This window comes from Paraburkholderia sp. EB58 (genome assembly GCF_050436665.1).
Lineage (GTDB): Bacteria > Pseudomonadota > Gammaproteobacteria > Burkholderiales > Burkholderiaceae > Paraburkholderia.
This window is the reverse complement of the sequence record NZ_JBNDMQ010000007.1, coordinates 287,822-300,681: the sequence shown is the minus strand read 5'-3', so window position 1 is coordinate 300,681 and position 12,860 is coordinate 287,822. Positions and strand designations below refer to the sequence as shown.

General features: G+C 59.9%; 11 protein-coding genes and 1 pseudogene. 8 read left to right on the top strand and 4 right to left on the bottom strand.

From position 1 onward, the window contains the following. A pseudogene (locus tag P3T40_RS13430) lies at window positions 1–237 on the top strand (hypothetical protein); the annotation flags it as partial. Between the two features lie 30 nt (window positions 238–267). Here P3T40_RS13430 and P3T40_RS13425 read toward each other — a convergent pair. Continuing rightward, window positions 268–540, bottom strand: coding sequence for a hypothetical protein (locus P3T40_RS13425; RefSeq protein ID WP_429268184.1), 273 nt, complete (start codon window positions 538–540; stop codon window positions 268–270). 303 nt (window positions 541–843) lie between these two features. On the opposite strand from P3T40_RS13425, the gene P3T40_RS13420 reads away from it, so the two are divergent. Together P3T40_RS13420 and P3T40_RS13415 are read left to right on the top strand one after the other, a co-directional pair. Then, window positions 844–1,272: a YybH family protein gene (locus tag P3T40_RS13420; protein WP_429268183.1), complete on the top strand. Its 429-nt coding sequence runs from the start codon at window positions 844–846 to the stop codon at window positions 1,270–1,272. Window positions 1,273–1,464: 192 nt separating this feature from the next. Beyond that, a complete protein-coding gene (locus P3T40_RS13415) occupies window positions 1,465–2,397 on the top strand; it encodes a LysR family transcriptional regulator (protein WP_429268182.1) in 933 nt (310 codons plus the stop codon). On the opposite strand, the gene P3T40_RS13410 is transcribed toward P3T40_RS13415, so the two are convergent. The 3 genes from P3T40_RS13410 to argG all read right to left on the bottom strand — a co-directional run bounded on the left by P3T40_RS13410 (window position 2,346) and on the right by argG (window position 5,376). Then, a complete protein-coding gene (locus tag P3T40_RS13410; RefSeq protein ID WP_429268181.1) occupies window positions 2,346–3,068 on the bottom strand; it encodes an SDR family oxidoreductase in 723 nt (240 codons plus the stop codon). The genes P3T40_RS13415 and P3T40_RS13410 overlap by 52 nt on opposite strands. Before the next feature lie 91 nt (window positions 3,069–3,159). After that, window positions 3,160–3,834: a peroxiredoxin-like family protein gene (locus P3T40_RS13405; RefSeq protein WP_429268180.1), complete on the bottom strand. Its 675-nt coding sequence runs from the start codon at window positions 3,832–3,834 to the stop codon at window positions 3,160–3,162. Between the two features lie 207 nt (window positions 3,835–4,041). Next, entirely contained in the window at window positions 4,042–5,376 is a 1,335-nt protein-coding gene (gene argG / locus P3T40_RS13400) for an argininosuccinate synthase (RefSeq protein WP_429268179.1), read from the bottom strand. 427 nt (window positions 5,377–5,803) lie between these two features. On the opposite strand from argG, the gene P3T40_RS13395 reads away from it, so the two are divergent. The 5 genes from P3T40_RS13395 to P3T40_RS13375 all read left to right on the top strand — a co-directional run bounded on the left by P3T40_RS13395 (window position 5,804) and on the right by P3T40_RS13375 (window position 12,626). After that, window positions 5,804–6,649, top strand: a complete 846-nt coding sequence (locus P3T40_RS13395; protein WP_429268196.1) for a TauD/TfdA dioxygenase family protein — start codon at window positions 5,804–5,806, stop codon at window positions 6,647–6,649. 519 nt (window positions 6,650–7,168) lie between these two features. Next, window positions 7,169–8,362: a porin gene (locus P3T40_RS13390; RefSeq protein WP_429268178.1), complete on the top strand. Its 1,194-nt coding sequence runs from the start codon at window positions 7,169–7,171 to the stop codon at window positions 8,360–8,362. Window positions 8,363–8,746: 384 nt separating this feature from the next. Next, complete coding sequence (locus P3T40_RS13385) at window positions 8,747–9,487, top strand: response regulator (protein ID WP_429268177.1); 741 nt, start codon at window positions 8,747–8,749, stop codon at window positions 9,485–9,487. Between the two features lie 86 nt (window positions 9,488–9,573). Beyond that, on the top strand, window positions 9,574–12,033 hold the full coding sequence (locus P3T40_RS13380; protein WP_429268176.1) for an ATP-binding protein: 2,460 nt from the start codon (window positions 9,574–9,576) through the stop codon (window positions 12,031–12,033). Between the two features lie 323 nt (window positions 12,034–12,356). After that, window positions 12,357–12,626: a transposase gene (locus tag P3T40_RS13375; RefSeq protein WP_429268175.1), complete on the top strand. Its 270-nt coding sequence runs from the start codon at window positions 12,357–12,359 to the stop codon at window positions 12,624–12,626. Window positions 12,627–12,860 lie beyond the last annotated feature (234 nt).

Here is a 12,860-nt window from a genome sequence, read left to right as displayed (position 1 = left end):
AACGTACCATTTACATGGGAACATTTAAGACACAAAAAATGGCGCAAAGGCGCGCCACTTCTTGCTCAGCAGTGTTTCAGGTGTTCAAACTTCGGGCTAGGCAAGCAGTTGCGCACGGCCTGCAGTTCTGGTGGAACGGTCAAGGATGGCAAGATTGAGGTGCAGGGCGACCATTGCGAACAGGTCATCGAAGCGCTCAAAAAGTACGGCTACAGCCCGAAGCGGGCCGGGGGCTAGCCGCTTCAATGAGCGGCCAGGCCCGGCGGCTCAATGATGGCGGTACAGCGAAGACGTGGCCGAAAGCGAGGCATTGGTGCCCGATTGCGTCGTTTGTTCGTTCACGCCGCCGTATGCACTGTTGGACCCGGCATGGCTGGCTTCTTCGGCCGCAATGGTTTGTACGCTCTGGCCTCGTTGCGAGGCAGGTGCGCCGACGTTCGGATTATAAAACGGTGCCGGGCCGTAGCCGCTCGCGAAAGCGGGGGCAGCGATGGTGGCAGAGGCGGCAATCAGCACAGCGGCAATGATCTTGCTCTTCATGATGTAACTCCAGTGACGTTTCGATTTCAGTTGAGGATCGCGTCGCTAGAGTGGCCGTCAGGGTGTGTCTGCAACGTCGATGAAATCAGTGTATACCCTTACTATGAATCTGATATATCGATAGGATTAACTTTCTGTTAATCGCGCGAGGTGTGAGAGACGGTCGAAAATAGGGCACGGAGGCACGTCGATCCTGCGACGCGTCGAACGTCGTAGTGCTGAAACACAACCGCTCAAGAGCCTCGGGTTCGCCGTTCCACCCGAGTTCTATCCGCCATCGCAATCCGATTCAGGAGCAACACCGTGGGAAAACTCGACAAGCCGATCCTGCAGCTCCTGGATGACTACAAAGCTGCGGTCTTTGCCAAAGACCTCGATTCGTTCATCGCGCTGTACGACGAGGACGTGCGGGTCTTCGACATGTGGGGCGCATGGTCGTACAACGGTATCGAGTCCTGGCGGCAAATGGCGGCCCGCTGGTTCGGCTCGCTGGGTACCGAGCGCGTTGTGGTGGATTTCAGCGATCCACAGGGGATCGTCGCGGAGGATCTCGCCGTTGTTCACACCTTCGTGACTTACAAAGCGGTGACAGCGGACGGCGTGGATGTGCGCTCGCTGGATAATCGCCTGACTGCGATACTCAGGCCGCACGGTGACGGGTGGAAGATCGTCCACGAGCACACCTCGTCTCCGCTCGACGTCGAGACAGCGAAGGTCATGTTCAATCGCTGATAGTGGCTGGGGGAAGGGCAACGGCGGGCTTTGATCCGGGCGCGGCAGGCAGCGCGACCGCATAATAGACATTCCCTGAGGGCGTATCGGGCAGGCTTCTTCAGGGGCGTATCGTCCGGCAAAGCAGGTTTTGTGGTGCGTGTTTGACAGGGCAACGCAGGCCGACCTACATTCGTTCCAGGAGGGACGACCTTGGACCGATTGACAGCGATGGAAACGTTTGTGTGCGTGGTGGAATCCGGTTCTTTCTCGGCGGCAGCGCGGCTGCTGAACGTCGGGCAGCCGGCCGTTTCCAAGTCCATCGCGCAACTCGAAGAGCGGCTCGCGGTTCGACTGCTGCTTCGCTCGACGCGCGGGCTGACGCCAACTGAGGCTGGCCACGCGTTTTACGAGCGCGCCAAGCGGGCCATCGAAGAGGCCGACGAAGCCGAGTTTGCGGCGAGAGGATCGGCTGGCGCACTATCGGGGCGTCTCAGGATTTCATCGGCGGTGACCTTTGCGCGGATTCACATCGTTCCGCGGCTGCCGGCATTCCTTGAGCGGCACCCCGAGCTCAACGTCGACATCGTGCTCGACGACGAGAACATCGACCTGCTGGAAAACGGCATCGATGTCGGACTCAGGATGGGGGTCCTCGGCGATTCGAGCATGACTGCGCGCAAGGTCGGTCACACGCCACGCTACGTCGTCGGTACTCCAGCCTGGTTCGCGAAAGCCGGCGAACCGCACGTGCCTGCCGATCTGCTATCGCATCAGGCGATTGTGTATGAGCAGGGCGGCGGTGGAAGCGTGTGGTCGTTCAAGCAGGGCAATTCGGAGACGGCGATTGTCGTCAACGGCCGCGTCCGCGTGAATGCCGCAGAAGCCGTGCGCGCGGCCGTGCTCGCCGACATGGGTGTGGCGATCGCTTCGGAATGGATGTTCTCGCCGGAACTCGCGAGTGGCGCGGTAAAACGCGTGCTGGCCGATTGGGAATTGCCCGGCATCGACCTGTGGGCCGTGTTTCCGAGCGGCCGCATGGTCAGTGCGAAAGCACGCGCCTTCGTCGCCTGGGTGGAGGAGATATTCGGTCCTCAGATTGAAGCCTTCCCGATCGACGCACCCCCATCGACAAACAACGTTTGACCTGTGATGAAAGCCGCGTCGTCGGACAGCAGGAATGTGATGGCTGCCGCGATCTCGGCCGGCTTGCCGAAGCGTTTCATGGGCACGGCAGCGAGATAGCGCTGCTCGCCTTCGCTTCCTGGCGCGTTGTTGGCTCTGAAGAGTTCGGTTTCCGTGGGGCCGGGCGCCACGGAATTGACGGTGATGCCGGTGGTCGCCAGTTCAAGCGCCCAGGAACGTGAAAAGCTTACCAAAGCGGACTTGGCGGCAGCGTAAGCCGTACGTTCCACGATGCCAAGGACCGTGAGGCTCGTGATGTTGACGATTCGCCCCCAACCTTGGGTGCGCATATTGGGCAGGAGTGCTTGCGCCGCCTGTACCGCGGGATGCAGATTGAGCGACATCACGGAGTCAAGTGCGTCCAGATCGATAGCGCCCAGCTTCTGTGGTTTAACCAGACCGACGTTGTTGACCAGACCGTCGAACTGGTATCGCGCTACCAGCTTGTCGAGCGCGGCCTGCGTTTTCACGCGGTCGGCCAGGTCGACGGACACGAGCGTTCCTGGAAAGTCGGGGTCGTCCGCCTGACGTGCTAACCCCACAACCTTGTGCCCGTCTGCGTTCAGCCGCTGTGCGACGGCGCGGCCGATGCCTTTGCTGGCGCCGGTGATTAGAAAAGTTCGTGAATTCATCTTGCCTGCCTCGATGTTTGTGTGCCGGTTTGCCGGTTTGCCCGCCCAGTCGTTCCCGACGCGCTAGCGCCAGGAACGATGCGGGGTTTGATCAGGAAGCCGAAGCAACCTTCTTGCGCAGAACCGGCAGCATGTCGTGCGGCTCAGGACGGTGCGTATAGTCAGGGTTGACTTCCGAGTACAGAATCGTTCCATCTTGCCCAATCACGTAGCGTGCGGGCATCGGCAGTGTCCAGCTATCGTCACCGTTGAACGCCGGCAGGTCGTTCTTGAGCTTCTTGTACAGATCGACGAGATAGTCGGGCAAAGCAAAGCGAATGCCGAATGCGGCGGCCACATCGTTGTGCGTGTCGCTGAGGATCGGGAAACCCAGCTTGTTGGTGCGGACCGATTTACGGCTATTCACGGCATTCTGCGGCGAGATGGCGACCAGATTGGCACCTTCGGCCTTGAACGATGGCAGCGCTTCTTCAAGCGCCAGCAGTTCCAGATTGCAATACGGGCACCACACGCCACGATAGAAGCTGATCACGAGCGGCCCCTCTTTCAGCAGGTCGACAGACGACACCGGATTGCCATCCGGGTCGTTGAGGGTAAATTCCGGCGCGACGTCGCCCGCTTTGAGCGCGCGTGCGGCCTGACCGGATGCGATGAGTTCGGCCGTCGCGCGTTCCATGATCGGATGGATTTCCGGCGGTGCGAAGTAGGGGGCCTTTCCGCCTTTGAAATCGGCTTTGAATGCATCGAGTCTGGCTTGAAGTGACATGACAATCTCCTTCCTGAAGAGGTTTAACGCACACTGCGTAGGAGGGATAGTCGGCCATTGCAAGCCCGCGAAGAAGGCAGCATGCGTGCATAACTGTCATTCCGGCCGGGCATGGGAGTGTGAAGCGGGGTAAAGCAGGAGGGGAATGCGGGTGGTTCGACCGGATGAAGATTCTCCTTCATCCGGTCGCGAGGTACTGCGGCTTGCTTACTTGCTATCGTCCTTCAGCTGCGGCAGCGCCAGCGCTTCGCCCGGCGCCAGCAATCCCACTTCCGAATAGATCAGAAGCTTGGCGCGCGTGTCGGTGATGTCCAGATTACGCATCGTCAACTGGCCGATCCGGTCGCGCGGCGAGAAGGTCGACTCGACCTTTTCCATCGACAGCCGTTCCGGCTGGTACGTCAGGTTCGGCGACTTCGTGCTCAGGATCGAGTAGTCGTTGCCGCGGCGCAGTTCGATCGTGACTTCGCCCGTAATCGCGCGTGCCACCCAGCGCTGTGCAGTTTCGCGCAGCATGATGGCCTGCGGGTCGAACCAGCGGCCCTGATACAGCAGGCGGCCCAGGCGCTTGCCGTTTTCGCGGTACTGTTCGATGGTGTCTTCGTTGTGGATACCCGTGACGAGACGCTCGTAGGCGATGTACAGCAACGCGAGGCCCGGCGCTTCATAGATACCGCGGCTCTTCGCCTCGATAATCCGGTTCTCGATCTGGTCGCTCATGCCAAGGCCATGGCGGCCGCCAATGCGGTTCGCTTCCAGCAGCAGCTCGACGGCGTCCGTGAACTGCACGCCGTTAAGCGCGACAGGCTGGCCTTCTTCGAAGCGGATCGTGACTTCTTCCTTCGCGATCTGCACGTCGTCACGCCAGAACGCGACGCCCATGATGGGATTCACGATCTTGATGCCGCTCTCGAGGCTCTCGAGATCCTTCGCTTCGTGCGTTGCACCGAGCAGGTTCGAGTCGGTGGAATAGGCCTTTTCTGCCGACATCTTGTATTCGAAGCCCGACTGGCGCATGAATTCGGACATTTCCGCGCGGCCGCCCAGCTCGTCGATGAACGCCTGGTCGAGCCACGGCTTGTAGATCTTCAGATCCGGATTCACGAGCAGGCCGTAGCGGTAGAAGCGCTCGATGTCATTGCCCTTGTACGTGCTGCCGTCGCCCCAGATGTTGACGCCGTCTTCCTTCATCGCGGCGACCAGCATCGTGCCGGTCACAGCGCGTCCGATCGGCGTCGTATTGAAGTAGGTCGCGCCGGCGGTCGAGATGTGGAACGCGCCCGATTGCAGGGCGGCGATGCCCTCGGCGACCAGCTGAGCCCGGCAATCTATGAGTCGCGCGCCTTCTGCACCGTACTGGATCGCACGACGCGGAATCGAATCGTAGTCGTCTTCGTCGGGCTGGCCGAGGTTAGCCGTATAAGCGTACGGGACGGCGCCTTTGATCCGCATCCAGTGCAGAGCGGCACTCGTGTCGAGTCCGCCGGAGAAGGCGATACCGACTTTCTGGCCGGACGGAAGACTTTCAAGGATTGTGCTCATGAGAAAAGCCGTTAAATCGAGGGGTGAAGGGATTTCGCGCAACTGACAAGTATCGGCTGTGCCTGCCGACAAGGCAAGTCTGGCGCGCAGTCCGGGCGGCCGTGCGGGCCGGTTGGGGCCTAAAACAGCATGCTTTGGGGCGTCTTGGGCGCGGTTTGTAATATACATGAAAGTTTTCGACGGTCCCGAGCGGGAGGATCTGCCCCTACGTCCGGTCCAGCGTCGGGTTTATCACTGCAGCGGATAAGCGTATGGAATTTGCTTCGTTGCTCTCGCGCATGCGGACCGGTAGATTGGCTCTATCGCGCCACTATCGGCGTTTCCGCTCCGACTGAACGAAGAGTTTCGTGTGACGATTGCTTCCGACTCCGCTGTTCCCGCTCAAGCCGCTCAAGCCTTCCATTCCGGCCCGGCTGCCCCGCACCGCATCGAAATCCGTGCCTTCGACGGCCCCGTGGGCGCGGAAGTCCTGGGCCTCGATCTGAATCAGCCGCTTGTTGACGAGGATTTCGCGCGCATTCATCGCGCGCACCTCGATCACCACGTATTGGTGTTTCGCGACCAACGCATCACGCCTGACCAGCAGATCGCCTTTAGCCGCCGCTTTGGCCCGCTGCAGATCCATGTGCTGCACCAGTTCCAACTGCCGGGATATCCGGAGGTACTGGTCGTGTCGAATATCGTCGAGAACGGCAAGCCGATTGGTCTCGGCGACGCGGGCCATTTCTGGCACTCGGACCTCTCGTACAAGGAAAAACCGAGCCTCGGCTCGCTGCTGCATGCACAGGAGTTGCCGGCCGAAGGCGGCGACACGCTGTTTGCCAACATGCATCTCGCCTGGGACACGCTGCCGGCGCATCTGCGCGAATCGGTGGAAGGGCGCTTCGCGGAGCATACCTACCTGGCGAAGTACGCGGAGCTGCAAAAGCGCAGCCCGTGGCGGCCGAATCTGTCCGCCGAGCAGATTGCCGAGGTGAAGCCGGTCGTGCAGCCGATGGTGCGCACGCATCCTGAAACCGGGCGCAAGGCGCTCTTCGTCAGCGAACATTTCACCACCCGCGTAATCGGGCTACCCGAAGACGAGAGCAAGCAATTGCTCGAAGAAATTTTCGCGCACAGCGTGCGGCCTGAGCATCTGTACCGTCACGTGTGGGCCGAGCACGACATGGTGTTCTGGGACAACCGCTCGCTGATGCACCTCGCGGCCGGCACGCCGGATCATCTGCGCCGCAAGATGTATCGCACAACTATAGAAGGCGACGTGCCGGTCTGACGGCAAACTCGCCCGCCTGCATTTGTCCACGCGCTGACCGGAGTACCGATGTTCGCGGCAGCGTGTCCATGCCCGGAAAGCCCGCGTAAGGCTTCCGGGCATTGTTGCAAATTCCCCACGTAGTTTTCGACGCAATGCGGTCATAAATACTATTTATCCTAACGATCGTGGCGTGATTACCCAATTTTTCGTGCTTTTTGCGCCGTTTTCGTGCTTTCGAGCCCTAATTTGGTGCGAATGGGCGGCAGCGCTTTGCATATGCGAATGGGTGATTTAGAAAAATATCCGCGGGTCGATACACTGTGACCCGTCGATTGAGCAGGCGAATAGTGGTGCGGGGAATCTGGTCATTTCATCTGCCACAGCGCCTGCTGTCTCAACCGATGTCGCGCCACTGAAGGTTTGGGGTATGTGATTTTAAGGCTTGGGTTTATCTGTCCATCAATGAATGGATAAATAACAGGCCTGATGTCTCATATATATTAAGCAGTATTAAATAAAATATTCGAGTAGATCAAGATGAAAATTCAAAAGACTACGGCGGCCATCCTGGTGCTGGGCGCCTTTGCGGGCGCCGCTCACGCTCAAAGCGTCACCCTGTACGGCATTGCAGACGGCGGTCTCCTGTTCAACAACAACGTGAAGGGCGGCCAGATGTATGCGCTGTCGAGCGCCACCTCGTCGCGTTGGGGTTTGCTCGGCAGTGAAGATCTGGGCGGTGGCCTGAAAGCGATTTTCGACCTCGAAAATGGTTATACGCTTGGCACGGGTGGCTTGAGCCAGGGCGGCCTGGAGTTCGGTCGTAAAGCATACGTGGGCCTGCAAAGCAACACCTGGGGTACGGTGACGCTCGGCCGTCAATATTCGGCCAGCAACGATGCGACGTCCAATTTCGCATCCGGCGCAGACTGGGCGGCTTCCGGCCTTGGCTACGGTACGCGTGCCGGCGACGTCGATAACGTCGACACGTCGAATCGCGTGCAGAACTCGATCAAGTACACGAGCCCGAACTACCGCGGTCTGACGATCGGCGTTCTGTACAGCCTGGGCGGTCAGGCTGGCGACTTCTCGCGCAACGAAGTCACGGACGCAGCGGTGTCGTACTCGAACGGCGCGGTCAAGCTCGGCGCGAGCTACATGTTCACCAAGGACCCGTACTACGCAACGTTCGGCGACCAGGGCAATTCGTCGTCGCCGTCCTCCGCCGCGGGTGGCACCAACAACATGCCAAGCCGCATTTACGGCGGCTACGCGTCCGCTGGTTCGCAGCAGATCATCACGGCCGGCGGTTCGTACCAGCTGGGCGCCGCGACACTCGCCGTACTGTACTCGAACACGCAGTTCCAGAGCCTTGGCGCGGTCACCGCGGTGGGCAGTTACGGCACGAAGTACAACGGCGGCACGGCCACCTTCAATTCGGGCGAACTGAACGTGAAGTACGCGCTGACCCCGGGGTTGACGCTGGCAGGTGCTTACATCTACACGCATAACAGCGGCGCGGATAACGTTGGCAGCGCGAACTACAACCAGATCAACCTTGGCGCGATCTATCAGCTGTCCAAGCGTACGTCGCTCTACGCAATCGGCTTCTATGAGACCGCCTCGGGTATCGATTCGACGGGCAAAAAGGCAGTGGCTGACTTCAGTGGCGCGTCCTACTCGTCGACCAACCACCAGGTCGCGGCCATCGTGGGCATAACCCACCGGTTCTAAGCGCGTCTGACGCCCCGGCCATGTCGGGGCGTAGCGTTTGCTCTGAACGCGAGGCTCGAGCCAAGCCGACAGCGCTATACTCGTCCGCGGGACTGCCCTGGTGCCACGGCAGAATTGCATATCGCCAACATGCTTTGATCCGGCCATGTTGTGCGCTGCGTCATACTTCACCGCCTTATTGAAACTCTCTCTTGCAACGTCCAGCAAGAGTGTGGACGCTATAATCGAGCCAGATTGGTGCGGGCACACGCCAACACCAAAGACTATGCGACGGCGCTTCAGGTGATGCTTCGCACACGCCTGAAAACAGCCGGCGCTTGAGCAGTATCCCTTCAGGCAGGTGGCGTTGAACAGCGTGTTCCAGACGCCACAGGAGCACCAGGCATGAGCAACGAAAATCCTCCGCACGTTCTCGTGGTGGATGACGACCCCGCAATCAGGACGCTGATCGCGGAGTATCTTCGCGAGAACGATCTGAAAGTCACGGCTGCGTCGAACGGCAAGGAGCTGACCGCGGCGCTGAAGGAACATGCGATCGATCTGATCATTCTCGACCTCCGGATGCCGGGCGAGGATGGCATGCAGATTGCCCGGCGGGTGCGTGACCAGTCGTCGCTTCCCATCATCGTCGTGTCGGGCAGGCTCGACGAGGCTGACCGCGTCATGGCCCTCGAACTGGGCGCCGACGACTACGTCACCAAGCCCTTCAGCCCACGCGAGTTGCTAGCCCGGATCCGTACCGTGTTGCGCCGGGCGGCGGCGACCCAGGTGTTGACGGGTCGTCAAGTCGACGTCCGTGCCTATCGGTTTGCCGGTTGGGAGTTGAACATCGGCACGAGAAAGCTGACCTCGCCGGCTGGCATACGGATTGACCTCACGAACGGCGAGTTCTCGCTTTTGAGTGCTTTTCTGGCCGCACCGGGCCGCGTTCTGACACGTGACCAGTTACTGGAGGCGAGCCGTTTATACGACGATGTGTTCGACCGCTCCATCGACGTGCAGATTTTGCGTCTGCGTCGGAAGATCGAGGAAAACCCCTCTACGCCACAATTTATCAAAACGGAACGAGGCGCCGGCTACACATTTGCGGCGGCAGTGGAAAAGCTGACTTCGATCGCGCTGTAAAGCAGTGCTGACGACCTGTTTGGCTGTTACTGGCATGCTGCGACGCAGCCCGGTGATTGCCGACTCTATCGCGAGAACCCCGGCCGATGCGGAATGAACAAGGCGCTGCAGGCGCACCCTACCTGCCTTGGGTCATTGCCATAGGCGCAGGCCTGATCGTGTTGCTGGTATGCGTCGCATCGGGCTGGGATAGCTGGCGGGCGCGCCGCCTGACGCTCGCGGACAACGACCGGGAAATGTCCAGCCTCGCCAGCGCAATTGCCGAACAGACGGCCCGTTCGTTGCAGGAGGTGGAACTGATTCTGCGGCGCACATCGGTCTGGGAACGCGATCCGCGCAACCAGCTAATGACGCCCGCGGAGAAAGCGGCCTTCCTCGCGCATCAGATCGAGGGGCTGCCGCAGATTCGCGAGGTGACGATCGCGGACGAGCACGGCGTGCGTACCGCCACCTCGATAGCAGCGGCGAGTTCAAGTCCGAATATCGCCAATCGCCAGTACTTCCAGGATTTGAAAAAGGCCTCCGGCGATTCGGTGGTGGTGAGCGAACCGCTGAAGAGTCTCACGGATGGAAAGCCGACCTTCGCCGTCGCGATTCGTTTGCAGGATCCCGAAGGACGGTTTGAGGGCGTCGCACGGGCGCTGGTCGACGAGGACTACTTCCGCGATTTCTATAGGCGCATAGACCTGGGGCCGGGAGCGGCCATCCGGCTCCTTCGCGATGGCGGTACCCCGATCGTTCAGTTTCCGGCCGAGACGCAGAGTAAGATGCCCTCCCGGGTCCGCTCTGCGATTCGTCAGGTACCCGGCCTCCCGCTGTTAGTGGTCGTCTCGCGCGATGAATCCGTTGCGCTCGCAGACTGGCGAACCAGTTCGATCAACGCGCTCGTGGGGACCGGCTCCATTTCCGCGTTCGTCGCACTCCTGGCGTTCGCGCTGATCAGACAGATGCGCCGGCTCGGAGAAGTCAATCAGCGGCTTCGCTCAAGCGAGCACCGCTGGCGGGCGGTATTCGAGCATGCGCCGCTCGGCATCATCGTCCTGAGCGCGGATGGCCACTACACTGCGACGAATCCCGCTTTTCAGCGGATGATCGGCTACGGGTCGACGGAACTGGAACGCCTTGGGGCCTTCGACATCATGTATCGCGACGACGTGCTTTTGGCGCGTGAGCGTGTCGACAAGCTGCTTTCAGGCGTGCACGAGAGGATCCATTTCCAGACGCGCTACACGCGCCGCGATGGTCAGGTTGTATGGGCCGACATAAGCATGGCGAGAGTCTCAGCGCATCAGGAACACGCGCCGCAAAACATCCGGGACTCCGAAGAGATGCTGGTGGCCACCGTGGAAGACATCACGTCGCTTCGCGAGGCCGAACAGGAGCGCAGTGAGCTTGAAGGGCAACTGCGGCAATCCCAGAAGCTCGAAGCTCTCGGCACTTTCGCTGGCGGGATAGCGCACGACTTCAATAATATTCTCGGGGCTATTCTCGGCTACGGCGAGCGGGCATTCAATTCATTGCCCGTGGCAAGCGATGAACGCCGCTATGTCGAGCAGGTTCTAAACGCCGCTAACCGGGCGCGCACGCTGGTCGAGCGCATCCTGACCTTTAGCCGCAGCGGCATGGGGACACGCGTGCCGGTCCGTGTGTCGCCAGTGGTGTCGGAGACTATCGAGCTGTTACAGGGCCACCTGGCCGACAGCATTGAGCTTGATGTCAAGCTCAATGCGAACGACACGTACGTTGCCGGCGATGCGACCCATCTGCATCAGGTAGTCATGAATCTCTGTAGCAACGCGGTTCTGGCAATGCCATCAGGCGGCACCTTGGGCGTGACGCTCGACAAGGCGCATTTCGCGTTCGTTGCGACATTGTCGGAAGGCAGGGTGGGGCCGGGCGACTTCGTCAGGCTGACGGTCAGCGATACAGGCGCCGGGATTTCATCCGAGGTTGTCGAGCGCATCTTCAATCCGTTTTTTACGACCCGGAGAACGGGTGAGGGGACCGGACTCGGCCTGTCGCTCGTCGATGGGATTGTGCGGGAGTACGGAGGCGGCATCGACGTCCAAAGCGTGGTCGGTCAGGGAACCCGCTTCGATATCTACCTTCCTGTCACCGATGCACCGCCGCCCGCCGCTGACGGCATCCCCGAAGATCTGCCTCGTGGGGACGGCCAGATTGTGCTGATCGTCGACGACGAAGATGCATTGGTGACGCTCGCCGAGGAGGTGCTGGCCGACCTGGGTTATGAACCGGTGGGCTTTCGCTCCAGTGCCGCTGCGTTGCAGGCCTTTAAAGAAGATCCCAACCGCTTCGACGTAGTCGTTACTGACCAGACGATGCCTGAGCTGACAGGTCTCGCGCTTGTCAGCGAGATTCGGGCGATTCGCAACACGTTGCCGGTGATTCTGTGTAGCGGCTATGGCAATCCCGCACTTGAGGAAGAAGCACGAAAGGCCGGGGCTGCCGCTTTGCTGCGCAAGCCGCTGCGTTCGGGAGAGTTGGCGCTCGTCCTGCATCAAATGCTGGGGCGTGCGACGGATTGACGCACATGATCCTTGCCTTAGGCTGCCAGACTCTGAGGTAATGATCTAAATTAGGTATGCATACTAAATGGAAATGCTTTTGCTCTACTAGAGCGCCAGTGCAATTCCTGAGCGCATGGTGTTGTTCTATCTTCCGCGCCTGACATCACATCGGAACACGCGCGCGCTGCGTTTAATACAGCTTGAAGAAACGACACTGACATATGGGCATTTTTTGCAACAGCGCTTAGTGAAATTTTGATTTTCTCTGGCTTTAGAAATCGGGCTGCGATATTTGTAGAAGAAAGCTTTAAGCCTGCATCCCCCTTTCTTTGTACCATGCCATGATTGAACTTCCCCTATCAGATCAAGACTGGATGCGAGTCGAGCATCTCTTTCGTGAGCCTAAGTCTCCGCGCGGCCGACCACGCCGCGCCGCCCGCGAGATCCTGGATGCGATCCTCTGGATTCAGATGACAGGGGAGAAGTGGCACCGGCTCCCCGCGACCTTCCCCCCTCAACAGACCTGCTATGCGCGCTATATCGCATGGCGCCGCGAGGATATCTTGCAACGCGCGATGGATGTGCTCGGCATCCATCAGTGTTGCGCGTGATTTGATGGCGGAATGTGCTCTTCGACCGCCCGTAACGTCGTAACGTGCGCCACGTAACACCTCGGCAAGTTCTGTCTTCCACGCCGACGCGCAAGCAACAGGCGCGCTCTGGTTTATGCACGCTAAGGCCATGGTTTGAAAAGGCTTTATGTGGAAATTGAAGCGATGAACTCGCTTGCACGTGAGTGCTGGCATGTAACGTGCAAGTAGGGTCGCGTTTTGTAGGCGCAGCAG